Origin of the sequence: Streptomyces sp. NPDC058872 (assembly GCF_042743065.1) — a bacterium.
Classification (GTDB): Bacteria; Actinomycetota; Actinomycetes; order Streptomycetales; family Streptomycetaceae; genus Streptomyces.
The window spans coordinates 1-23,394 of the sequence record NZ_JBHYMK010000088.1; the positions used below are offsets into that span (position 1 = coordinate 1).

Annotated in this window: 23 protein-coding genes; 8 read left to right on the top strand and 15 right to left on the bottom strand. The window is 71.8% G+C overall.

The window, feature by feature from the left end:
- The 12 genes from ACFW22_RS33370 to ACFW22_RS33425 all read right to left on the bottom strand — a co-directional run.
- Positions 1–1,184, bottom strand: a 1,184-nt coding sequence (locus tag ACFW22_RS33370) for a homocysteine S-methyltransferase family protein (RefSeq protein ID WP_386412002.1), incomplete at its 3' end; no start/stop codon positions are given.
- Positions 1,181–2,164 carry a carbohydrate kinase family protein gene (locus tag ACFW22_RS33375; RefSeq protein ID WP_386412004.1) on the bottom strand — a complete coding sequence of 328 codons (984 nt, stop codon included), beginning with the start codon at positions 2,162–2,164 and terminating at the stop codon, positions 1,181–1,183. The genes ACFW22_RS33375 and ACFW22_RS33370, both read right to left, overlap by 4 nt.
- 5 nt (positions 2,165–2,169) lie before the next feature.
- Positions 2,170–3,390 (bottom strand): methionine adenosyltransferase, encoded by a 1,221-nt coding sequence (gene metK, locus ACFW22_RS33380; protein WP_386412006.1) that lies wholly within the window; start codon positions 3,388–3,390, stop codon positions 2,170–2,172.
- Positions 3,387–3,641 carry a phosphopantetheine-binding protein gene (locus tag ACFW22_RS33385; RefSeq protein WP_386412008.1) on the bottom strand — a complete coding sequence of 85 codons (255 nt, stop codon included), beginning with the start codon at positions 3,639–3,641 and terminating at the stop codon, positions 3,387–3,389. The genes metK and ACFW22_RS33385 overlap by 4 nt, the downstream gene beginning before the upstream one ends.
- Before the next feature lie 17 nt (positions 3,642–3,658).
- Positions 3,659–4,114 carry a holo-ACP synthase gene (gene acpS / locus ACFW22_RS33390; protein ID WP_384876908.1) on the bottom strand — a complete coding sequence of 152 codons (456 nt, stop codon included), beginning with the start codon at positions 4,112–4,114 and terminating at the stop codon, positions 3,659–3,661.
- Between the two features lies 1 nt (position 4,115).
- Positions 4,116–5,063 carry a hypothetical protein gene (locus tag ACFW22_RS33395; protein WP_386412010.1) on the bottom strand — a complete coding sequence of 316 codons (948 nt, stop codon included), beginning with the start codon at positions 5,061–5,063 and terminating at the stop codon, positions 4,116–4,118.
- Between the two features lie 37 nt (positions 5,064–5,100).
- On the bottom strand, positions 5,101–5,994 hold the full coding sequence (locus ACFW22_RS33400) for a diiron oxygenase (protein ID WP_386412012.1): 894 nt from the start codon (positions 5,992–5,994) through the stop codon (positions 5,101–5,103).
- Positions 5,995–6,024: 30 nt separating this feature from the next.
- Positions 6,025–7,068 (bottom strand): methyltransferase domain-containing protein, encoded by a 1,044-nt coding sequence (locus tag ACFW22_RS33405; RefSeq protein WP_386412014.1) that lies wholly within the window; start codon positions 7,066–7,068, stop codon positions 6,025–6,027.
- Positions 7,065–7,907: a class I SAM-dependent methyltransferase gene (locus ACFW22_RS33410; RefSeq protein ID WP_386412016.1), complete on the bottom strand. Its 843-nt coding sequence runs from the start codon at positions 7,905–7,907 to the stop codon at positions 7,065–7,067. The genes ACFW22_RS33405 and ACFW22_RS33410 overlap by 4 nt, the downstream gene beginning before the upstream one ends.
- Positions 7,908–7,978: 71 nt before the next feature.
- Entirely contained in the window at positions 7,979–8,518 is a 540-nt protein-coding gene (locus ACFW22_RS33415) for a MaoC family dehydratase (RefSeq protein ID WP_386412018.1), read from the bottom strand.
- A gap of 99 nt (positions 8,519–8,617) precedes the next feature.
- A complete protein-coding gene (locus tag ACFW22_RS33420; RefSeq protein ID WP_386412020.1) occupies positions 8,618–9,787 on the bottom strand; it encodes a trans-sulfuration enzyme family protein in 1,170 nt (389 codons plus the stop codon).
- A gap of 143 nt (positions 9,788–9,930) precedes the next feature.
- A complete protein-coding gene (locus ACFW22_RS33425; RefSeq protein ID WP_386412022.1) occupies positions 9,931–11,367 on the bottom strand; it encodes an MFS transporter in 1,437 nt (478 codons plus the stop codon).
- A 164-nt stretch (positions 11,368–11,531) separates the two neighbouring features.
- Between ACFW22_RS33425 and ACFW22_RS33430 the strand changes: the two genes are divergently transcribed.
- The gene (locus ACFW22_RS33430) at positions 11,532–12,374 is read left to right on the top strand and encodes a hypothetical protein (protein WP_386412024.1); all 843 of its coding nucleotides are present in this window, start codon (positions 11,532–11,534) and stop codon (positions 12,372–12,374) included.
- 3 nt (positions 12,375–12,377) lie between these two features.
- On the opposite strand, the gene ACFW22_RS33435 is transcribed toward ACFW22_RS33430, so the two are convergent.
- On the bottom strand, positions 12,378–12,548 hold the full coding sequence (locus ACFW22_RS33435; protein ID WP_386412026.1) for a VOC family protein: 171 nt from the start codon (positions 12,546–12,548) through the stop codon (positions 12,378–12,380).
- A gap of 203 nt (positions 12,549–12,751) precedes the next feature.
- On the opposite strand from ACFW22_RS33435, the gene ACFW22_RS33440 reads away from it, so the two are divergent.
- Both ACFW22_RS33440 and cpt read left to right on the top strand, forming a co-directional pair.
- Positions 12,752–13,963, top strand: coding sequence for a Cmx/CmrA family chloramphenicol efflux MFS transporter (locus ACFW22_RS33440; RefSeq protein ID WP_386412042.1), 1,212 nt, complete (start codon positions 12,752–12,754; stop codon positions 13,961–13,963).
- Between the two features lie 63 nt (positions 13,964–14,026).
- Positions 14,027–14,548: a chloramphenicol phosphotransferase CPT gene (gene cpt / locus ACFW22_RS33445; RefSeq protein WP_386412044.1), complete on the top strand. Its 522-nt coding sequence runs from the start codon at positions 14,027–14,029 to the stop codon at positions 14,546–14,548.
- Between the two features lie 112 nt (positions 14,549–14,660).
- Here the strand turns inward: cpt and ACFW22_RS33450 are convergent, their stop codons facing one another.
- Together ACFW22_RS33450 and ACFW22_RS33455 are read right to left on the bottom strand one after the other, a co-directional pair.
- A complete protein-coding gene (locus ACFW22_RS33450) occupies positions 14,661–14,930 on the bottom strand; it encodes a DUF4031 domain-containing protein (protein ID WP_386412028.1) in 270 nt (89 codons plus the stop codon).
- Positions 14,931–14,969: 39 nt separating this feature from the next.
- Positions 14,970–15,326 (bottom strand): hypothetical protein, encoded by a 357-nt coding sequence (locus tag ACFW22_RS33455; protein WP_386412030.1) that lies wholly within the window; start codon positions 15,324–15,326, stop codon positions 14,970–14,972.
- A gap of 112 nt (positions 15,327–15,438) precedes the next feature.
- On the opposite strand from ACFW22_RS33455, the gene ACFW22_RS33460 reads away from it, so the two are divergent.
- The 5 genes from ACFW22_RS33460 (at position 15,439) to ACFW22_RS33480 (ending at position 23,306) form a co-directional block, all read left to right on the top strand.
- A complete protein-coding gene (locus ACFW22_RS33460) occupies positions 15,439–16,392 on the top strand; it encodes a MurR/RpiR family transcriptional regulator (RefSeq protein WP_386412032.1) in 954 nt (317 codons plus the stop codon).
- 49 nt (positions 16,393–16,441) lie between these two features.
- Positions 16,442–17,380 (top strand): N-acetylmuramic acid 6-phosphate etherase, encoded by a 939-nt coding sequence (gene murQ / locus ACFW22_RS33465; RefSeq protein WP_386412034.1) that lies wholly within the window; start codon positions 16,442–16,444, stop codon positions 17,378–17,380.
- Between the two features lie 154 nt (positions 17,381–17,534).
- Positions 17,535–18,059: a hypothetical protein gene (locus tag ACFW22_RS33470; RefSeq protein ID WP_386412036.1), complete on the top strand. Its 525-nt coding sequence runs from the start codon at positions 17,535–17,537 to the stop codon at positions 18,057–18,059.
- Between the two features lie 448 nt (positions 18,060–18,507).
- Positions 18,508–22,185, top strand: coding sequence for a LamG domain-containing protein (locus tag ACFW22_RS33475; protein ID WP_386412038.1), 3,678 nt, complete (start codon positions 18,508–18,510; stop codon positions 22,183–22,185).
- A 197-nt stretch (positions 22,186–22,382) separates the two neighbouring features.
- Positions 22,383–23,306: a hypothetical protein gene (locus tag ACFW22_RS33480; RefSeq protein WP_386412040.1), complete on the top strand. Its 924-nt coding sequence runs from the start codon at positions 22,383–22,385 to the stop codon at positions 23,304–23,306.
- Positions 23,307–23,394 lie beyond the last annotated feature (88 nt).

Genomic DNA, 23,394 nt, shown 5'->3' on the forward strand with positions numbered 1-23,394 from the left:
TCCTCCATGTCCGCCACCCCGTCACGACCCACATAGTCCACACACAGATCGAGCATGTGCGCACCCTCACGGATCTGATCCCGCGCCATCTCCACACAGTCGTCCCAACGGCCCTCCAACATGGCCTCACGGAACTTCCTCGACCCATTGGCGTTGGTCCGCTCACCGATCGCCAGATACGAGGTGTCCTGACGGAACGGGACGTGTCCGTAGAGGGAGGAGGCCCCCGGCTCCGACACCGGGCGCCGGTCCGGCACGGCCGCGCCCCGCACCCGCTCCACGATCTCGCGCAGGTGCGCGGGGGTCGTGCCGCAGCAGCCGCCGACCAGGGACGGACCATATTCCCGTACGAACTGCTCCTGGGCATCGGCCAGTTCGGTCGGCGACAGCGGGTAGTGGGCCCCGTCGGAGGTCAACACCGGCAGGCCCGCGTTCGGCATGACGGAGATCGGGATCCGGGCGTGCCGGGAGAGGTGGCGCAGGTGTTCGCTCATCTCGGCCGGACCGGTCGCGCAGTTCAGGCCGATCATGTCGATCCCGAGCGGCTCCAACGCCGTCAGCGCCGCACCGATCTCCGACCCCAACAGCATCGTGCCGGTCGTCTCCACCGTGACCTGCACGATCAGCGGCAGGTCCACGCCGACCCAGTCCAGCGCGCGACGGGCGCCGACCACGGCCGCCTTGGTCTGGAGCAGGTCCTGCGAGGTCTCGATGAGCAGGGCGTCCGCACCGCCCCTGATCAGGCCCTCCGCGTTCTGTTGGAAGGCCTCCCGCAGCGGCTCGTACGCGATGTGGCCGAGGGTCGGCAGCTTCGTCCCCGGCCCCATGGAGCCGAGGACCCAGCGGGGGCGCCCGTCGACGGCCGTGTGCGCGTCCGCCGCACCGCGGGCGATCCGGGCGCCGGCCTCGGACAGCTCGTACACCTGGTGCTCGATGCCGTACTCGGCGAGCGCGGCCAGGTTCGCCCCGAAGGTGTTGGTCTCCACGCAGTCCACGCCCACCGAGAAGTACGCGTCGTGGACGGAGGCGACGAGGTCGGGGCGGGTGAGGTTGAGGACCTCGTTGCAGCCCTCCAGGTTCCGGAAGTCCTCCATCGAGGGGTCGGCGGCCTGGAGCATCGTGCCCATCGCCCCGTCGGCGACGACGACCCGCGTCGCGAACTCGTCCCGCAGGGAACGCCTCATGTCAGCCCCCTCAGATGGGAGACGAGCGTCGCCGTGCAGCCGACGCCGTAGGTGGTCCTGATCCGGTCCAGGAGGACGTCCCGGTAGAGCGGGTACTCCTGCGTCCCCACGTAGTCGAGGACGGTGGCCGCGATCGCGCAGCCCAGTTGTGCCGCGCACCGCTCCGGCACGCCCCAGAGCGTCCCCGCGAGGAAGCCGGCCCGGAAGGCGTCGCCGACGCCGGTCGGATCGATGACCGCCGGCACCGGGACCGCGGGCACGGCGAGCTGCTCCCGGCCCTCGCCGCGGATCCGGACGCCGGCCCCGCCGTGGGTGGTGACCCAGGTGGTGACCCGGCGCAGCACCTCCGCCTCCGACCAGCCCGACTTCTCCAGCAGCAGTGCCGTCTCGTACTCGTTGGTGAACAGGAACCGGGCGCCGTCCACCAGCTCCCGCACCTGGCGCCCGTCGAGCCGCGCCAGCTGCTGCGACGGATCGGCGGCGAAGGGGACGCCCAGCTCGCGGCAGGTGCGGGTGTGCCGGAGCATGGCCCCAGGGTCGTCCGGGGAGACCAGGACCAGCTCCAGCCGGCCGGTGCGCGCGATGACGTCCCTGAGGTCGATCTCGCGCGCCTCGGCCATCGCCCCCGCGTAGAAGGTGGCGATCTGGTTCTGGGCCCGGTCGGTGGTGCAGACGAAGCGGGCAGTGTGGAGCGACTCGCTGACCCGCACCGAGTCGGTGTCCACGCCGTGGTCCTTCAGCCAGACCCGGTACGGTTCGAAGTCCGCCCCGACCGCGCCCACCAGGGTCGGGCGCAGGCCGAGGACACCGAGTCCGAAGGCGATGTTCGCTGCCACTCCACCGCGCCTGACCTCCAGGTCGTCGGCGAGGAACGACAGGGAGACCCGGTCGAGCCGGTCGGCGATGAGCTGTTCGCCGAACCAGCCGGGGAAGGTCATCAGATGGTCGGTCGCGATGGATCCCGTGACAGCGATGCGCATGGTCCTCAGGCCCCTTCGCCCTGTCGGGCGGCCTTCTGCAGGGCCTCCACGCGATCCGTCCGCTCCCAGGTGAACTCGGGCCGCTCACGGCCGAAGTGGCCGTAGGCGGCCGTCGCCGCGTAGATCGGCCGCTTGAGGTCCAGGTCGCGGATGATCGCCGCGGGCCGCAGGTCGAAGACCTCGCCGACGGCCTCCTGGATCCGCTCGTCCGGCAGCGTGCCCGTGCCGAAGGTCTCGACGAAGAGCCCGACCGGTTCCGCCTTGCCGATCGCGTAGGCGACCTGCACCTCGCAGCGCTTGGCGAGACCGGCCGCGACGACGTTCTTGGCGACCCAGCGCATCGCGTAGGCGGCCGAGCGGTCGACCTTGGAGGGGTCCTTGCCGGAGAACGCGCCGCCGCCGTGGCGGGCCATGCCGCCGTAGGTGTCGATGATGATCTTGCGACCGGTCAGGCCGGCGTCGCCCATCGGGCCGCCGACCTCGAAGCGGCCGGTCGGGTTGACCAGCAACCGGTAGCCGTCGGACTCCAGGGCGACGCCCTCCTCGACGAGCTGCTTCAGCACGTGCTCGACGACGTACTCGCGGACGTCCGGGGCGAGCAGTCCCTCGACGGAGATGTCCGCCGCGTGCTGCGAGGAGACCACCACCGTGTCGAGGCGGACCGGGCGGTCCCCGTCGTACTCGATGGTGACCTGCGTCTTGCCGTCCGGTCTCAGGTACGGCAGGGTGCCGTCCTTGCGGACCTCGGTCAGCCGCCGCGACAGACGGTGGGCCAGGGCGATCGGCAGCGGCATCAGTTCGGCGGTGTCGTCACAGGCGTAGCCGAACATCAGCCCCTGGTCGCCGGCGCCCTGGGCGGCCAGTTCGTCGTCCGTGCCCTCGACCCGGGACTCGTAGGCCGTGTCGACGCCCTGGGCGATGTCCGGCGACTGGGCCCCGATGGACACCGACACGCCGCAGGAGGCGCCGTCGAAGCCCTTCGCGGAGGAGTCGTAGCCGATGTCGAGGACGGCCTCGCGCACCAGCTGGGCGATCGGCGCGTACGCCCTGGTGGTGACCTCGCCGGCGATGTGCACGAGTCCCGTGGTGATCAGGGTCTCCACCGCGACCCGCGAGGACGGGTCCTCGGCGAGCAGGGCGTCGAGGACGGTGTCGCTGATCCGGTCGGCGATCTTGTCGGGGTGTCCCTCGGTCACGGACTCCGAGGTGAAGAGGCGACGGCTCATGCCCGGCCCACCTCCACCTGCGCCGCGAAGAAGTGCCGCTCGATGGCGCCGAGGGTGCGGATGGAGTCGACCTCCAGGGTCTCCATCTGGATGGGGGTGCCGCTCTCCTGCTCCAGGAGGAAGACGAACTCGACGAAGGACAGCGAGTCGATGAGCCGGTTCTCGATCAGGTCGAGGTCCGGGGCGATGTCGGTGCGCTCGGGGTGGCGCTCCAGGATCCAGTTCTTCACCGTCTGCAGGCCGTCGGCCATGGTTGCTCTCCTTTTCGCTACTGCTCGGTCGCATTGCTGGATGGGGAAGGGGTGGGGGCGACGATCGGGGCGGCCACGGCCACCGCGTAGTCCACGTCGTGGCTGATCGACACGGTGATCTCGGTGATGCCGGACTCGGCGGCCATTTCGGCGGCGGTCCGGTGCAGCTCCACGAGCGGCCAGCCGCCCTCGGAGCGGCGCACCACGATGTCCGGCCACGGCAGGAACCTGCCCCGGACCCGCAGGGTCTTGAAGGCCGCTTCCTTGGCCGCGATCCGCCCGCACAGGCTCAGGACGTCGAGCCCGGAGGAGGTGCGGCAGTCGGCGAGCTCGCCGGGGGTGAGCATCCGCTCGAAGAACCGCTCCCCGTACTGGGCGAGGAGCCTGCGGACACGGTTGACGGACACGATGTCCATGCCGAGGTTCGCCCACCCCAGGCCGCCCGCCGGCGGGGCGGCGGGACGGGCCGGCACGTCAGATCACCGGCCCGGCCGCGCCACTCGCACCGGCCGGCACCGGGGCGCCGGTTTCGGCCCGCAGCCGGGCGTTCGCGTCGAGGACCGCGCGGGTGGCGGCCTCCCAGCCGCCGTGGCGGCGGGTCAGCGCGGACAGCCAGCGCTCCAGGCCGAAGGCGACGCAGCTGGTGAAGGCCGGTCCGCCGGTCGAGGCCAGGGTGATGTCACAGCGGTCGCCGAAGAAGTTCCGGTGCGTGTTGACCGAGGCGATCGCCAGGTCCTCGTGGAGGAACTCGTACTTCACCGGGGTGAGCCGCTGGAGGACCGCCTTCGAGCTGCCCCGGTCGAAGAAGGGGTCGCAGGCGGCCTCCTTGCGCAGCGGCAGGTCGAGCGCCGCTGCGAAGGCCTGGATCCGGCGCGTGAAGTCGGCCAGGTGGTCCTCGGCGTGCTGGCGCGCACCGAGGGCGACGACCTCCCGCATCCGGAAGCCGAGTTGGCGGCGCATACCCTCGTAGTGGGTCTCCTTGCGGAAGCACCAGGAGCAGATCGTCACGAGCGCGTCGTCGGCGACCCGGGTGCCCCGGTGGTCGAGGTAGACCGCGTAGCAGGAGGCGGAGGGCAGTCCGAGGGCGGCCGGTTCGAGCGCCTCGGCCGGGAAGCGGCCGGTGTCGGCGTCGAAGGGCGTGGTCGCACGGCGCTCCAGGTCGAGCGGGGCGGCGACGACGGCCTGGTGGGGGAAGTTGTCGTAGTAGTCGAGCTCGGCCAGGTCGGCGGCCGGGAGCAGCGGGGGCATGGTCATCGGGCGGGCGCCCGCGGTCACGCCCCAGCCCTCGAAGGTGTCGTCGAGGAGCCGCAGCAGGCGGGTCCCCTCCGGGCCGAGCGAGGGCAGGCCACGGGTGGCGCCCGGGTGGTCGCCCCGCGTCTCGCCCCTGGCGTCCCCGACGGTCGCGGGGGTCGTCACGGTCATGGTCGGTGCACCTCTCGGTAGGGAGGTTCCTGGGGGCTCAGACGACGGGCAGGACGTCGTCGGAGAAGATCCCGGTCTTCAGGAAGAAGGCGAGCGGCTTGCGGATCGCCTTGCGCTCGTGGGGCCGGCGGCGCTCGTCGGCGACCAGGGCGTTGCGCAGGGCCAGCGGGTCGGGGATGCCGGCGTCGCGGTAGACGTGGGGGTTGTAGAGGGAGTTGACGCTGTAGACGACGTACCGCTTGAGGTACGCCTCCACCTCGCGGACCCGCTCGGCGCTCACGGCCTGGCGCATCCGCTGGTGGAGCAGGGAGACCAGTTCGCGACCGAAGGCGATGTGCCGGGACTCGTCCTGGTGGTGGATGCGGTTGACCTCGCGGATGGTGTGGCAGAGCGAAGGGTCCTTCGCCATCCGGGAGTTGTAGTGGTCGACGAGCTCCTCGAAGAAGAGGATGCGGGTGAAGACCAGGAAGTTCTCGACCTCGGGTTCCCAGGCGGCGTCGGCGCGCATGGCGGTGGAGCCGTAGATCTTCTGGCCGTAGCGCCGGCAGAACTCGGAGAAGAACCACATGTGTTCGTTCTCCTCGCCGATGAAGTGGTGGAAGAAGTCCGAGGGCACTTCGAAGCCGGGCATGTGGATGCGGCCGACGACCTCGATGAGGAGCTCGCGGATGCCGTGCACATTGAGGCTGTAGAAGTTGACGGACTCCCACTTCGAGAGGCGCTGAAGCGTTTCCTCACCGAGGTTGTCGTAGTGCTCGGTGCCGTAGACGGTGAGCAGCTCCGGAGTCATCCAGAAGCGGTCCTCCTCCAGGGTCTCGGGCCACTGGAAGGTCTGGTACGGGTTGTAGTAGTCCTCGACGGAACGCTCGCTCAGCCGCTCCAGGACCTCCATGAACCGGTCGGTGACGGGCAGGGGGGTGGCGACGCCCATGTTCTCGCTCCTCGCTCGCTGACGGTGGGGTTACGGGCGGACTTCGTAGACCGCGTTGACTGGGGTCTCGGTGGCGCGCCGCCAGCGGGTGAAGCCGGCCTCCTCGGCGATGGCCCGGAAGGCCTTCTCGCCGGAGTGGTTGCCGAGGGCGTGGGGGCCGCGCTGCGCGACCGCGACCGGCAGGCACATCACGGCGGACAGGGCCATGAACATGCGGGCGGCGGGGGTCTGGGCGTCGACGTCCTGCGGGGAGACGTTCGACTCGACGAGCATCCAGGTGCCGTCCGCGTCCAGGGACTTGTGGACGTGCTGGGCGGCGGCGACCGGGTCGCCCATGTCGTGCAGGGCGTTGAAGAAGCAGACCAGGTCGTAGCCGCCGCCCGGGTAGTCGTCGGCGGAGGCGACCTCGAAGACGACCCGGTCGGAGAGGCCCGCCTCCTCGGCGAGCCCGCGGGCGATCGAGATGGCCTCCTCCGAGTAGTCGAAGCCGTGGACGGTGGCGTTCGGGAAGGCCCGGGCGATCAGCAGGGTGGTGTGGCCGACGCCGCAGCCGACGTCGGCGACCGTGCCGCCGGCGGCGAGCTTGTCGGTCACCTCGTGGAGGGCCGGCAGCCAGTCCGGGACGAGCTTGTGCTCGTAGGTGGGCTGGAAGAAGGAGCCCATGCCGGTGTCGAGGGCCGCGTCGTGCTCGGCCCAGCCGACGCCGTCGCCGGTGCGGTAGGCGTCGACGAGCAGGTCCTCGGTGGCGTACAGCGCCTTGAGGGCGGTGAAGAAGCCCGCCGCGTAGGTCACCGCCTTCGGGTCGGCGAGGACCTCGACGTGGTCGGCGGGCAGGGTGTACGTCAGGGAGCTGGGGTGCCGCTCGACGTATCCGGCGGAGAGCTGGGCGTGCAGCCACTCCTCGACGTACCGCCCGTTCGTGCCGGTCCGCTCGGCGAGCTGCGCCGAGGTGAGCGGACCGTGCTCGGCGAGGGCCCGGTAGAGCCCGAGGCGCTCGCCGAGCGCCACGGTCAGTCCGCGGACGGCCGCGCCGGCGTCGGTGATGACCTTCTGGTGGAATTCCTGGGCGCTCATGCGGCCTTCTCCTCCTCGTGGGCGGGCAGCTCGCAGGTGAACAGGAAGGAGCGGGGGACGCGCGGGACGGAGCGCGCCGGGACCGGGTAGGGCCAGCGGTCGAAGTCGGCACCCGGTTCACCGGGCTGCTTGACCTCCCGCACGGCCCAGCCGCAGTCGGCGAGCAGCGCCTCGGGCTCCTCGGTGCCGAAGAGCCACGGGTTGCCGTCCTCCTTGAGGGCGGCCATGAAGGTGCGGGCGAGCGGGTTCTCCAGGGCGGCCCTGGAGATGACGTCGCCGAGCAGCACCGAGCCGGGCGCGGCATGGGCCGAGAGGGTCGAGATGAGGGTGCGAACGGCCCGTTCGGGCAGGAAGAACAGCAGGCCCTCGACCACCCACAGGACGGGTTCCTCGCTCTTCCAGCCCGCTTCCTTCAGCGGACCGGTCCAGTCCTGGGTGAGGTCGACCGGGACGGTGACGCGGGTGCGGCCGGTGGGCTGCGGCTCGTCCTTGAGCATCTCGGCCTTGGTCTCCAGGAGGGCCGGGCGGTCGAGCTCGTAGACGGTGACGCCGTCGGGCCAGGGCAGCCGGAAGAAGCGGGTGTCCATGCCGGCGGCGAGGAAGACGACCTGGCGGATGCCGCGCTCCTCCACCGCCTTCACGACGGCCCGGTCGAGGTAGGTGGTGCGGATGGCGAGGAACGGCACGATGCCGCCGCCGTCGTAGCGCGCGAGCAGTTCGAAGCCGATCTCGTCGGCGACGGTGCGCGCGTGCGGATCGGCGAACAGCCGGTCCTCGCGCTCGGTCTCCAGGGCGCGCGCGGCGGCGGTCCACTGGGCGGTGCGGGATACGGCCTCCACAGGAGGTCCCCCTTCACTTGGTTGCGGAGATTCGGACGGCCGTGTGCAGGGCCCGACGAAGGGACGGCTCGTCAGGCGGTCATGGCCGGGACACAGCTCTTGGCCGGTCGCGCGCAGGCGACGGGGTCCTCGGCCGCGGGCACCGACGACAGGTGGTCGGCCTCGGCGTCGGCGGGGCGCCGGCGGAAGATGCTGTGCAGGATCATGCTGAACACGGCCGTCCCGTCGGCGGCCACGAGCGTGCACCGCGGCTTGACGGTGCCGGTGGCGGTGTTGAACGGCGACGGGGTGGCGGCGAGGACCTCGACGCGGGCGGTGAGGACGTCGCCCGGGCGGACCGGGCGGAGGTAGCGGACCTCGTCGATGCCGGGCGAGCCCGAGCAGGCGCTGTAGGCGAGGAGTCCGTCGACGTAGCGGCGCATGAACATCGCCTGGGTGTGGAACCCGCTCGCGATCAGCCCTCCGAACGGGGAGTCCTGCGCGAGCTCGGGGTCCGCGTGGAAGGGCTGCGGGTCGAAGCGCCTGCCGAACTCCAGCACCTCCTCCGCCGTGACGGTGACGGTGCCCAACTCATGGACGTCGCCGGGTCGGAAGTCCTCGAAGTAGCGCATCGTGCGCCCCCCTTGACCTTGGAGTCAACGTTTCCTGGCATCACCCAATCTACGAATCACTCATTTATTTTGTCAACCCAAAAGAAGGGTCAACCACCTTCAGGAAAGGGCCTGTTCGAAGTCGGACCAGAGGTCGTGGACGGACTCGATGCCCACGGACATCCGCACCAGCCCGGGAGCGATCCCCGCCGCCGCCAGGGCCTCCGCGCCCAGCTCCCGGTGGGAGGTGGACGCCGGATGCGCGACGAGCGTCTCCACGCCGCCGAGCGAGAGCGCGAGCTTCGCGAGCCGCACCCGCTCGATGAACGCCCGCCCCGCCTCCCGCCCCCCGAGCAGCTCGAAGGAGAGCAGTCCGCCGCCACCGGACAGCACCTTCCGGGCGGTGCCGTACGAGGGGTGGTCCACGCGCCAGGGGTGGTGCACGGCCGCCACCGCCCGGTGGGAGGAGAGGAGTTCGGCGAGGGCGAGGGCGTTGGCGCAGTGCTCGCGCATCCTCAGCGGCAGCGTCGGCACCCCGCGCAGGGTCAGCCAGGCCGCGAACGGGTCGGCACAGGCCCCGAGCTCCACCGTGCGGGGCCACACCCGGCGACGCAGCCCGTCGTCCGCGAAGACGGCGACGCCGCCGAGGACGTCCGAGTGTCCGGAGAGGTACTTGGTGGTGGAGTGCACGACCACGTCCGCGCCGAACTCCAGCGGGCGGCACAGCACGGGCGAGGCCAGCGAGTTGTCGACCAGGCTCGTCACCCCGAGGGTCCGGGCGGCGGCGAGCAGCCCCGGCAGGTCCGCCACCTGCCCGGTGGGATTGGCGATCGTCTCCAGGACCAGGAGCCGGGCGGCGGGGTGCGCGGCGGCGGCCTCGAACTCGGCCGGATCGTCGCCGGATATCCGGACGACCTCGATCCCGTACCGTTCGGCCAGGTCCGAGAGCACGGCATGGGTGCCGCCGTACAGGCAGCGCTGGGCCACCACCCGGTCACCGGGCCGCAGCAGGGCGAGCAGCACCCCGCTGACCGCACCCATCCCGGAGGCGAAGGCGATGGCACCCTGCCCTCCCTCCAGGCCCGCGAGGGTCTGCTCCAGGGCCCGCACGGTCGGGTTGCCGCGGCGGCTGTAGACGTACCGCCCGTCGGGGTCGGCCATGGCCGCGGCCAGCTCGGCGGCGGAGTCGAAGGCGAAGGCGGAGGACTGCACGAGCGGCACGGAGAGCGGCCGGCTCCCGCTCGGCCAGGGCTCGTTGACGATGTGCACGGCACGGGTGTTCAGCTCCACGACGTTCCTTCCTGCTTCTGCGACGGACCCGGGGTCCCGGGGCGGAGCGCCCCGGGACCCCGGGCGGACGGGGGCGTCCGGATGCGGAAAAGGGGCCGCCCGACGTCCGGGGCGGACATCGGGCGGCCCCTTCGGGGCGGGGGTCAGGCGGAGACCTTCTCGCCCTGGGGGGCGGGAGCGGCGGCCTCGGCCGCGACCGCCTTGTCGCCCTTCATGACGAGGAGGGTGACGACACCGCCGACGGCGGCGACGATCGCGGCGCCGATGAAGGCGGCCGAGAAGCCGTCGGTCAGCTTCGGCAGGTTGCCGAGCTGGTCGGCGCCCTGTGACATGGCGACGGCGGTCAGCGCGGCGAGGCCGAGCGCGGAGCCGACGTTGTAGGTGGTGTTGACGATGCCGGAGGCGAGACCGGCCTGCTCCTGCGGGGCGCCGGACATGGCCGCGATCATCGCCGGGATGTAGGCGAGGGACATGCCGAGCGCGGCGACCAGCGAGGCCGGCAGGACGTCGATCAGGAAGGTTCCGGTGGGCGGCACGGCGGCGAGCCACACCAGACCGGCGGCGAGGACGAGCAGACCGGTGCCGATGAGCGGCTTGGCGCCGACCTTGGCCATCAGACGGGCGGTGATGGCCGTCATGAAGATCATGAGGAGCACGGTCATCGGGAGGAGCGCGGCGCCGGAGGCGAAGGCGCCGTAGCCCAGGACCTGCTGGAGGTACAGGTTGAGGAAGTACCACATCGGGATCCAGGCGGCACCGAGCAGCGTCATCGCCAGGTTGGCCGAACCGAGGCGCGGGACCCGCCAGACGCCGAGCGGCATGAGCGGCTCCCGGACGTTCTTCTGGATCACGAAGAACAGCACCAGGAGCAGGGCCGCGCCGACCAGTTCCAGGACGGTGCCGGCGGAGCTCCAGCCGACCTCGGGGGCACGGACGACCGCGAAGACGGCGAGCGCGAGACCGGCGGTGACGGCGACGGCACCGAGGACGTCGACGGAGCCGCGACGGGACTCGACGTCCGGGAGGAGCTTGGTCGCGGCGAGGGTCGCGAGGCCGATCGGGATGTAGATGATGAAGACCCACTGCCAGGCCGCCCACTGGGTGAAGACGCCACCGAGGAAGACGCCGGCGGTGCCGCCGGCCGGAGCGGCGGCACCGTACAGCGCCATCGCCTTGCCGAGCTCCTTCGGGTCGTGCATGAAGAGCATCATCAGCAGGGTCATCGCGGAGGGCGCGATCAGCGCGCCGCCGACGCCCTGGACGGCGCGGCCGGCGATCTCGACCCAGGCGGTCTGGGCCGCCGCGGCGAGCACCGAGCCGGCGATCATGACGACCCAACCGGTGACGAAGACCTTCCGGGCTCCGATGAGGTCGGAGAGGCGTCCGCCGAGGAGCAGCAGGCCGCCGAAGACGATCACGTAGGCGTTGAAGACCCACTGGAGCTCGCCCTGGGTGAAGCCCAGGTCCTTCTGCATCTCGGGGAGCGCGACCCCGATGATCGAGGTGTCCATGATGACCATGAACTGGGCGGCGGCGAGCACGACAAGTGCCCACCAGCGCCGGGGATTGACGGTTGACATTGCCCTGACCCTTCGCTCGCAACGGCCCCGGAGCACACCCCGGGCATACCCCTAGGGGGTACCTTCGCGGAGCACCGTAGCATACCCATGGGGGGTATGTAAGGGTGAGATGGGGGCGCGTGGGAAGCACTCCCTCCGCACGGCCGGCCGGGCAGAATGCCCCCATGACCGCCGAGGAAGACCGCGAGTACGAACCCACCGCCGAGGCCGGGCGCGAGCACCCGACGGGGCCCGCCGCGGAGGGCGGACACACCTCCGGAGAGGGCGGACGCACCTCCGGGGAGGAGACCGCCACAGGAACGGCCCACGACACGGAACCCGCCGCCGGCGGGGACGGAGGCGACCGGGACCTCCTGCTGCGCTGGAACTCCACCCTCCTCGCCGCCCGCGCCGGACGCGAGGGCCCCGACCCCACCCCGTACGGCCGGAAGCTCCTGTCCCGCTGGTCCGAGCCGCAGCGCCGCTACCACACGGTCACGCACCTCCGGGCCGTCCTCGACCGCATCGACGAGCTCGCCGATCAGGGCGGGGAGGGCGGGGAGCTGGAGCTCGTGCGGCTCGCCGCCTGGTTCCACGACGCGGTCTACCGCCCGGACCGCTCCGAGAACGAGGAGCGCTCCGCACTGCTGGCCGAAAAGGCCCTCACCGAGGCGGGCCTCACCCCGCACGAGGTGACCGAGGTGGCCCGCCTCGTCCGCCTCACCACCAGCCACGACCCGGCCGCCGGCGACCTGAACGGCGAGACCCTCTGCGACGCCGACCTCGCGATCCTGGCCACCGCCCCGGATACCTATCGGGGGTATACGGCGGCCGTGCGCGAGGAGTACGCCTTCGTCCCCGAAGCCGCCTTCCGCGAGGGCCGCGCCGCGATCCTCCGCCACCTCCTCGACCTCCCCCGCCTCTTCCGCACCCCCTACGGGGCGGCGGCCTGGGAGGAACAGGCCCGCGAGAACCTGGAACGGGAACTGGCCGAGCTCACCGCACCGGCCCCCGAACCCCGGTCGTAGCCCTCAGGAGGACCGGAGCTCGACCAAGCGCCCCTCCGGATCGCGGAGACGGGCGCTGCGCAGGTTCGGCCCCCACTCGGGCCGGTCGGCCGGGGCGGCGACGGACGTCCCGCCGTGCTCCAGGCAGTGGGCGAAGCCGCCGTCGACGTCCTCGACGCGGAGCACGAGCACCACGGCGTCCCCGGCTGCCCCGGCTGCCCCGGCTGCCCCGGCTGCCCCGGAACGGTCGACCGGGAGGCCGTCCCGCATCGCGAGACGCCCGCCCCGGGAGGAATGACAGGAACAAAGCACGGGTTGGCCATGTCATGCCGCCTTCCCGCGCCGAGTCCGTCGCGCCCTCCTCCGACCCCACTTCCACCACCGCGACTCCCGCCCGCATGCCGCTGGCCGTCTACGTCCTCGGGCTCTCCGTCTTCGCGCTCGGCACGAGCGAATTCATGCTCTCCGGGCTGCTGCCGCCCATCGCGCAGGACATGAACGTCTCCATCCCCCGCGCCGGACTGCTCATCTCCGCCTTCGCGATCGGCATGGTCATCGGCGCACCCCTGCTCGCCGTCGCAACGCTCCGGCTCCCCCGGAAGACGACCCTGATCACCCTCATCACCGTCTTCGGCCTCGGCCAGGTCGCAGGCGCCCTGGCCCCGAACTACCTGGTGCTCTTCGCCTCCCGCGTGGTGAGCGCGCTCGCCTGCGCCGGCTTCTGGGCGGTCGGCGCCGCCGTCGCCATCGCCATGGTCCCCGTCGGCGCCCGCGCCAAGGCGATGGCCGTCATGATCGGCGGTCTGTCCATCGCCAACGTCCTCGGCGTCCCGGCCGGCGCCTTCCTCGGCGAGCACCTCGGCTGGCGCTCGGCGTTCTGGGCGGTCGGCGCCGCCTCCGCGATCGCACTCGTCGGCGTGGCCACCCGCATCCCGCACATCCCCCGTCCCGAGGCCAAGCCCCGCCTCCGGCAGGAGCTGACCATCTACCGGGACCGCCAGGTCCTCCTCTCGATCACGGTGACCGCGCTCGCGGCGGGCGGCGTCTTCTGCGCCTTCTCCTACCTCTCCCCGCTCCTCACCGACGTCTCCGGCCTCGACGGGGGCTGGGTGTCGGCCGTCCTCGGCCTCTTCGGCATCGGCGCCCTGGTCGGCACCACGCTCGGTGGCCGCATCGCCGACGCCCACCTCTTCGGGGTGCTGCTCAGCGGCATCGCCGGTTCGACCGTCTTCCTGGCCGCCCTGGCGCTCCTCGCCCCCCATCCGGTGGTCACCGTCCTGCTGACGTTCCTCCTCGGCGTCTCCGCCTTCTTCACCGCCCCGGCCCTCAACGCCCGGATGTTCAACGTGGCCGGAGCCGCCCCCACCCTCGCCGGAGCCACCACCACCGCCGCCTTCAACCTCGGCAACACCGGCGGCCCCTGGCTCGGCGGCACCGTCATCGACGCCGGCCTCGGCTACGCCTCCACCGCCTGGGCCGGCGCCGCCATGACGACACTCGGACTGGCCGCGGCAGCGGTGTCGCTGAAGCTCCACCGGTCCCCCTCCCGCGTGGTGATGTCGAGCCCGGCCGCACAGAAGCAGGAACGCCCCGCCGAAGCCCGCTGCTGAGCGGCCCGAAAACCAACTGCCGGGCCCCCGCCCGATGCCTAGGCTGGCACGGTGCTGACGCGAATGATCATCCTCAACGGCGGATCCAGCTCGGGGAAGTCCGGACTCGTACGGTGTCTCCAGACCGTCCTGCCGGAGCCGTGGCTGGCCTTCGGCATCGACTCCTTCGTCGACGCCCTGCCCGCGGCGATGCAGGACTCCGAAGCGGGCATCTCCTTCGACTCCGACGGCGGAGTGGACGTCGGAGCGGACTTCCGGGCCCTCGAAGCCGCCTGGGCCGGAGGCCTCGTGGCGATGGCCAGGGCCGGCGCCAGGATCATCGTCGACGACGTGTTCCTCGGCGGATCCGCCTCCCAGCAACGCTGGCGCGAGGCCCTCGGCGACCTGCCCGTGCTCTGGGTCGGGGTCCGCTGCGAGGAGTCGGTCGCCGCGGGGCGGGAGATCGCCCGGGGTGACCGCACCGTCGGGATGGCGGCGCAGCAGGCACGGGTGGTGCACGAGGGCGTGCAGTACGACCTGGAGGTCGACACCACGCACACCGAGTCGATCGGGTGCGCCCGGACCGTCGCCGCCGCACTGCGCTGACGCGCCGGTCCCCGCCGCACGGAACGCCAACGGGAACGCCGCACGGAACGCCGCACGGAACGCCGCCCGGGCGAGCATCCGCGGGAACGTCCGCAGGAGCCGGCGGCCGGGATCAGGGCGCCGGCCGGCTTTTCGGTCGCCGCAGCCCCGCCTCCGTGAGGCGCCGGAGCAACTCCTTCGAGCCGACCTCGATCGCGCCGGCCGCCACCGCGTCCGCGTAGCGGTCGGAGGGGATGTCGTAGTGGTCCCGCTCGAAGGCGCGGGGCGGAGCGCCGATCGAAGCGGCGAAGGCGTGCAGCTCCTCGAAGGAGACGTCGCTGACCAGGTGCGACCACATGCGGCCGTGGCCCGGCCAGGTCGGCGGGTCGATGTAGAGGCTCACGCGCGGGGTCCTTCCGGTCCGTTCACCTGCGTACTTCCGTCACTCCAGGCCCCCCACCGGGGCCACCACCACGCCCTGCTTGCCACAGACCCAGTGCGGGTCCGGGCCGAGCTCCGGCTCCACGTCGAGGGCGTGCGGGTCGCCCGAGGAACAGACCGGGCAGAGCGGCCAGCGACCGTACCGTTCGAGCAGGGCGTCCTGCACGTCCTGGGCGACGAGCCCGGCGACGTAGGCCACCCCTTCGGGCCACTGCTCGACCCACCAGCGCCGGTGGGTCACCGCGTCCTCCACCATCGACACGACCTCTGCGGCGGCCACCTCCCGGGCCACCAGGTCGGCCAGTACCAGCGCGCGAGCGGCGTGCAGCGCCTGCTCCACGGGGTCGATGTCGTCCATGCACTCATTGTCACCCGAGCCGCGCACACGACAAGGAAAAGGGGTCGCCCCCTCCGGCACCGGCAGCGACGCGGTCTTGTCGCCCCCTCGCTCCGAAAGTACCTTCCAGAAGGTGACCAATGATGTGAAGGAAAGTTTCAGCAGCGGGACGTCCCCCTCTTCCTCCTCGTCCCCACCGGCGCGGGAGGTCCCGCCACCCGCCGCCCTCGCCGCCAAGGTGCGGACGCTCGCCCCGTCCATGACCCGCTCCATGCAGCGGGTCGCCGAGGCCGTCGCCGGAGACCCGGCCGGCTGCGCCGCCCTCACGGTCACCGGTCTCGCCGAACTCACCGGCACCAGCGAGGCGACCGTCGTGCGCACCGCCCGCCTCCTCGGCTACCCCGGCTACCGCGACCTGCGCCTCGCCCTCGCCGGCCTCGCCGCCCAGCAGCAGTCCGGCCGCGCCCCGTCCGTCACCGCCGACATCTCGGTCGACGACCCGATCGCCGACGTCGTCGCCAAGCTCGCCCACGACGAGCAGCAAACCCTCGCCGACACCGCCGCCGCACTCGACACCGTCCAGCTGGGCGCCGCCGTCGCCGCCCTCGCCACCGCCCGCCGCATCGACATCTACGGCGTCGGCGCCTCCGGCCTCGTCGCCCAGGACCTCGGCCAGAAACTGCTCCGCATCGGTCTGGTCGCGCACGCCCACAGCGACCCGCACCTCGCCGTCACCAACGCCGTGCAGCTGCGCGCGGGCGACGTCGCCCTCGCGATCACCCACTCCGGCTCCACCGGCGACGTCATAGAACCCCTCCGGGTCGCCTTCGAACACGGGGCCACCACGGTCGCGATCACCGGTCGCCCGGACGGCCCCGTCACCCAGTACGCCGACCACGTCCTGACCACCTCCACCGCCCGCGAAAGCGAACTGCGCCCTGCGGCCATGTCGTCCCGCACCAGCCAACTCCTCGTCGTGGACTGCCTGTTCACCTGTGTCACCCAGCGCACCTACGAGACGGCGGCGCCGGCCCTCGCCGCCTCGTACGAAGCCCTCGCCCACCGCCACTCGCCCCGCACCCGCTGACCCACCCGTTCACCGGCGCCGATGACGCCGCCGCACCGAAAGAGCCACCTTGTCCCACTCGTACTCCGCGCTCCGCACCGAACTCGCCGCCCTCACCACCGAGGCCTTCCGCCCCGAGCTCGCCGAGATCGACCAGCTCCCGACCCTGGACATCGCCCGCGCCATGAACGGCGAGGACCGCGCCGTCCCCGAAGCCGTCGCCCGCCAACTCCCCGCCATCGCCGAGGCCATCGACGCCGTCGCCGCCCGCATGGCCCGCGGCGGTCGCCTCGTCTACATGGGCGCCGGCACCGCAGGACGGCTCGGGGTCCTCGACGCCAGCGAGTGCCCGCCCACCTTCAACACCGACCCCTCCCAGGTGGTCGGCCTCGTCGCGGGCGGGCCCGCCGCCCTGGTCCGGTCGGTCGAGGGCGCGGAAGACTCCAAGGAGCTCGCGGTGGCGGACCTCACCGCGCTCGGACTCACCGCCGAGGACGCCGTCGTCGGCATCTCCGCCTCCGGCCGCACCCCGTACGCCGTCGGCGCAGTCGAGCACGCCCGTGCGCACGGCGCGCTGACCATCGGCCTCTCCTGCAACGCGAACAGCGCGCTCGCCGCCGCCGCCGAACACGGCATCGAGGTCGTCCCGGGGCCCGAATTCCTCACCGGCTCGACCCGCCTCAAGGCCGGCACCACCCAGAAGCTGGTCCTCAACATGATCTCGACCATCACGATGATCCGTCTGGGCAAGACCTACGGCAACCTGATGGTCGACGTCCGCGCCTCCAACGACAAGCTCCAGGCCCGCTCGCGACGGATCGTCGCCCTGGCCACCGGAGCCCCGGACGAGCAGATCGAGACGGCGCTCGCCGCCGCCGGCGGCGAGGTGAAGAACGCGATCCTGATGATCCTCGCCGACGTCGACGCCGCCACGGCCGCCGAGCGGCTCTCCGGATCCCGGGGCTACCTCCGCGCCGCCCTCCAGGCCGACGGACGCTCCGAACGCTGAAGGCGACACCGCCAGGCCCGGTGCCTCCCACGGCCGCACCCCGGCCAGTCCGCCGCCCGAGGCGACCCTCTCGCCGTCAACTCCCGAACCCTTCAGTCGAATCGCGCATGGGTGCGGTTCAATCCGGCCGTCAGCGGTTGGCCGTGAGTTCGCCATGTCTCCATGGAAGGCCTGCGGCGCACTCGCGCCGGAGCGCGTCACGACGCACGGGGGACCCGTGGTGACACGGGCGCGGAACGAACTCCGCGCGAACCCCCGTTCGACATGGGCGACCGGTGCGCTCGCGGCACCGGCCGTCACCGTGACCGCCTGCTCCAACGGCAGCAGCGGGACCGCCGCAACGGACCCGAACAACCTGAGCGACCAGCCCGAGGTCCACGCAGAGGCCGCCGAAGGCAAGGGGAACGCCAAGGGCGAGGGGGTCCTCTTCAACGGAGTGGAGTGGACGAAGCCGGGCGACAAGGCCGTCCACTTCCTGCACGACGGCAAGAACAACCCCTCCCTGATCAGCTCCCAGGGACGGGTGGTCGTCACCGGCAAGACACTGCGGCCCACCGCGGGACACGACGACAAGCTCCGGGACGACCTCGGCAAGACGGCCCCCGCCGAACTCGCCTCCCAGGTGAAGCAGGCGCCAAAGGGCTTCCACACGGGCGACGTCACCCCGCTGAGGCAGTGAGCGGCACGCACCCGCACCGCAACAGCCTGCCGCCCCCACCGACGCGGCAGGCCGACCAGTCATCCAAGGATTTGGAATCCACCCCGACCGTGCGCCGAAATAACCTTTCCATCACAACCCGTAGCGCCTCCGCCCGCCACCCGCCTCCGAGGGGCAGGAACCCCCAAGAGGGCCGGCAGAACATGACGGATCGTTAATTCCCTTACAGGGAACAAACGTTCACCGTCATCGCACCCCGCTCACGGATCAAGCACTTCCCGGTGGACGAGAAGCGCTATCAAGTGATTTCCCACGACATCTCGCCACGCTTGCCCAGACATTGATCAAGAGGATTTCCTTTGCATCCGTTTTGAGCGATCAAAAAGTTGTGGGGAATTCAATGACCAGGGGGTGGCCACGTCTTCGACGTGGCAGTAGTTCCGACACCGGCAGACGCGCGCTCACCGGAATGGTGGCCGCCGCCCTCATCGGAGGACTGCCGACACTGGTGACGGCGGCTCCGCCCGCCGTGGCGGCCGACGGAGCCGGTGCCACGGAGGGACACCGGGCACTCGCCGAAGCCCAGAAGACCGGCCATCGGGTGGAAGTGGTCGGCGAGCGCACCGAACGCGCCACCACCTACGCCAACCCGGACGGCTTCTCCTTCACGCTCGAACAGTCCTCCGTGCCCGTGCGCGTGGCCAAGCCCGGCACCGACGGCGGCTGGCAGAAGCCGGACGCCACGCTGGTCCGCAGGGCGGACGGCACGGTGGCCCCGAAGGCCGCGGCCGTCGACATCGGCTTCTCCGGCGGCGGCAGCGGCGACGGGCTGGTGAAGATCTCCAAGGAGGGCCGCTCGCTCCGGTTCGGCTGGCCCGGGAAGCTTCCCGCGCCCGCCCTGGACGGGCCCAGCGCGCTCTACCGGAACGTGCTGCCGGGCGTGGACCTCAAGATGACGGCGACCGTGGAGGGCTTCCGCCAGATCCTGGTGGTCAAGACCCCCGAAGCCGCGCGCAATCCGAAGCTCCGCACGATCCAGTACGGGCTCAAGGCCGATGGCCTGAGCGTCGACAGCACGCCGGGCGGCACCCTCTCCGCCACCGACGAGCAGGGGCGCACGGTGTTCCGCGCCCCCACCCCGCAGATGTGGAACTCCGCAGGCCTGGCAGCCGACGCCGCCGCCGGCCCGGCGCTGCTCCGCTCGGCCCTGGCCCCGGCACCGGCCCCCGCCGCGGCCCCGGACGGCCCCTCCGCCCCGGGAGCGAAGGGCCGCCACTCCGGCGAGGCGTACGTCGACCGCTCGCAGCAGCCGGGCGAGGGCGACACCGTCAAGGAGATGAAGACCCGGGTCGACCACGACTCGGTTTCCATCGTCCCCGACGCGGAACTCTTCCGGACGACCTCCGCCGAGCAGTACCCCGTCTACATCGATCCGACGGTGACCTGGGGCGAGGCCGAGCGCACCCTGCTGCGCTCCGACGGCTACCGGTCCTACGGCTGGGACAACGAGAGCGACGGCCGCGGCAAGGGCATCGGCAAGTGCGGCACCTGGAGCGGCTACTACTGCGGTCCGGGCTACGTCCAGAAGCTCTACTTCGAGTTCTCGCCCGCCAGCCTGAAGGGCAAGCAGGTCCTGGACGCCACGTTCCGCGCGACCGAGACCTGGTCGTTCACCTGTGACGCGCGCTGGGTCGACCTGGTCCGCACGAACAACATCTCCTCCTCCACCACCTGGTCCTCGCGGCCCGCCGAACTGGACTGGATGGTCGACCGGTACGTCTCGGCCGGCCGGGGCACGGCGTGCAGCCCCTCGCAGCCGGCCGCGCCGATCGAGTTCCGCGACAACCCGGAGGAGACCAACGAGAACCTCACCCCGACGGTGAAGGACTTCGCCGCGGGCAAGTTCTCCCGGCTCACCCTGGAGCTGCGGGCACACGACGAGTCCGACACCTCCGCCTGGAAGCGCTTCAAGAACGACGCCGTGCTGGCCGTCAAGTACGTCGCGCTGCCGGACCTGCCGACCAACATCGGCCTGATCGCCGGCAGCGGCCAGGTGTGCTCGACGCAGGAGTCCGCCCCCTCCACCATCTCCTCCCCGAACCCGGCGCTCACGGCGACCGCGCAGACCAAGGCGGGCGGCGAGTCCGGCGCCAAGCTGCGGATCGCCTACGACCTGGACCACAAGAACAGCGACGGCACCTGGTCCGACACCCCGCCGGGCAACGGCGAAGTACGGCCGAGCAGCGGATTCGTCGGTGACAACAGCGTCCAGACGCTGACGTGGTCGACGCTGACCGAGGGCAAGCTCTACCGCTACCGCGCCTGGACCCGCTCGTACCAGGACAACGGCACCGACTACCTGGCCGGCCCGTCGAACGCCTCCACCACCGGCTGGTGCTACTTCAAGGTCGACCCGACCTCGCCGAAGGCGCCGAAGATCGCCTTCGGCGGGCCGTACACCGAGTGCACCACCAACGCCTGTCAGGGCGCGGGCGGTCCGGGCGTGCAGGGCAGCTTCTCCTTCTCCCCCGCGGACGGCGACACCACGAACGTGGCCTACCAGTACCGGCTCTCCCAGGCGGCCGCCTGGACACCGCTGACCGGTTCCACGGTGACCGCCCGGATCACCCCGGACCGCTCGGGCACCCACCGGCTCTACGTCCAGGCCAAGGACGGGCTGAACCGCTGGGGCGCGGAGAACGTGGTGGACTTCCTGGTCGCCACCGGAGCCGGACCCATCGGGCGCTGGCACTTCGACGAGTCCTCCGGCGCGGCACTGGACGCCACCGGCTCCGGCCACGACGCCTCCCCGGGCGGCACCGCCAGCCGTGACGACCGCGGACGGCGCGGAGAGATCACCCACGCCGCCGACGGCTCGCAACTGTCCTCGCCCATCACCGACAAGGGCCTCTTCCTCGACGGCAGCGGCGCCCACGCGGCCACCTCCGGACCCGTCCTGGAGACCCGCTCCTCCTACACCGTCTCCGCCTGGGTCCGCATGGACAAGGCGGGACGCAACCGCACCTTCGTCAGCCAGGACGGCACCCACCGCAGCCCGTTCTACCTCGGCTACGAGCAGTACAACGGCAAGTGGAGCTTCCGGGCCGTCAACAACGACGCCCCGAAGGACGGAAGTTGGTCCTACAGCCGGGTGTCCTCCGAGGCCCCGGCGGTCCCGGACGTGTGGACCCACCTGACCGGCGTCTACGACTCGACGGCCAAGACCGTGGCTCTCTACGTCAACGGCCGCCTCCAGGGCACCACGCCCTACACCACGGCCTGGGCCGCGACCGGCCCGCTCCAGATCGGCCGCGTCTTCTGGTCGGACGTGTACACCGACCCCACCTCCGGCTCCCTCGACGAGGTGGCCGTCTGGCAGCGGGCGCTGACCGCCGGCGAAATCGCCGAGGAGTCGAAGCTCCTCGTCTCCGAGAGCTTCGCGGGCGCGGAGATGGTGGCCGCCTGGTCCCCCTCCGTCGAGGGTGCGACCACCATCGAGGACAGCGCCTCCGGCTACGGACGCACGCTGACCCTCTCGAACGGGGCCTCCGTCTCCAACGGCCAGATCGTGCTGGACGGCACGGACGACGGGGGCACCTCGTCCGGGCCGCCGGTGGACGACCTGGGGTCCTTCACCGTGACCGCCCTGGCCGAACTCGACGGCACGGCACTGGCGTCCAAGAGCATCGGCTACACCGGTCAGCTCCTCGGCCAGAGCACCGCCGACGGATCCTCCTGGGGCCTGTGGTTCAAGGTGACCGGCAAGGAGACGATCCTCGACGAGACCACCTTCGAGGAGCGCACGGTGCCCGTCGGCACCTGGCACTTCGGACGGCTGAACGCCGACGGCACCCTCACCTCGGTGGTGTCGAGCGAACCCGCCGAACTCGACAGTGCCGTCCGGCTCACCGGTGTGTTCGAGGCCGACGACGAGGGCGAGCCGAGGATCAGCCTGTACCTCGGCCACAACGAGCAGGGCGCCGGCGCCCCGTTCACCCCGGTGAGCGGCACCGGAGAGTTCGCCGTCGGCAAGGCGCTCGACGGCGGCACCTGGCAGCACCACCTGCCCGTGCACCTCACGGACCTGCGCATGTGGTCCGGTGCCATGGCCTCGTCGAGCCAGATCACCGAGTTCATCGGCGACTGACCCCCTCCCCGGAGGGCCCTCGGACACCGACGGCCCTCCGGGAGCCCCGTCCCCGGACCGACGCGGTCCGGGGACGTCCCCGCGGCAGGGCCCCAGCAAGGTGAAGGCCCTGCATCGAGCGCTCCTACGGCAGTTGCGACCGGGACGGCCACAGCGGGCTGTACGACCAGTGCCGGAAGTACGAGAACGCCGGCCTGGTGCTGAACGGCAGGTCCTCGAAGCTGGTGGAGGACACCGCCACCGGCACGTGGCGACTGTCCGACGACGACGCCTCGAAGGTGGTCCACTCCACCGGCGCCGACAACGGCGAGCACTGGACCGTCACCACCGGCGACGGCAGGAAGTACGTCTTCGGCCTCAACAAGCCGGCGGGCGCGACCGCCCAGCGCACCCACTCCACCTGGACCGTGCCGGTCTTCGGCGACGACTCCGGCCACTCCAAGGCACGAGCGGGAGAGCACATGACGAACGAGGCCGTACCGGTCTCCTACCGGGAGATGGCCGAGGCGGCGGTCAGCCAGGCCGCCTACCGCGGACTGGAGGAGCCGACCCTGCGCCCGGAGGCGGACGTCCGACGGGTCGCGTGGTGGCGGGTGCGCGGACTGCACCGGTCGCTGCACACGCTGCCCTACCTCGGCGTGCTCGCCATGAGCGCGTTCGCCGTGGACACCGTGCTCGGGTACCCGGACGACGCGCCCTTCTGGATCGTCTTCCTGCCGGTGGTCACCCTGGTGTGGACCGGGATCTTCCTGGTCGCCGCGAGGCGCACCTGGCGCACGGCCAGGGTCGCGCGCCAGGAGCCGGGGCGGACGGTGCGGTACCTGCTGCTCCACAGCTACACCTCGGATGCCCCCTGGCTGGTGTTCTTCCCGCTCGACGGCGGGGACGACGCCGAGCCGGTCGGAACGCTGCCCCTGCGGTACGGGCCGACCCGGCACCGGTTCCGGGACCTTCCGGGTCCGGTCGGCGAGGCCGCACCGTGCGGGAAGGCGACGTACCGTTCCGTCACCGTGCCGTGGATCGGCGACCAGGCCGCCTGGCCGTCCGCCGGGTACGGCGAGATCGACCTGGACGTCGCGCACGACGTGCGCTTCGCCAGGGAGCTGATCCGTCCCGAGTGATCGGACCCGCCCGGACGCCACGGGGCCCGTCCCGCCCCCCGCACAGGGGTACCAGCACCCCCGCCCGATCCCCCCGGCCCACCCCCGG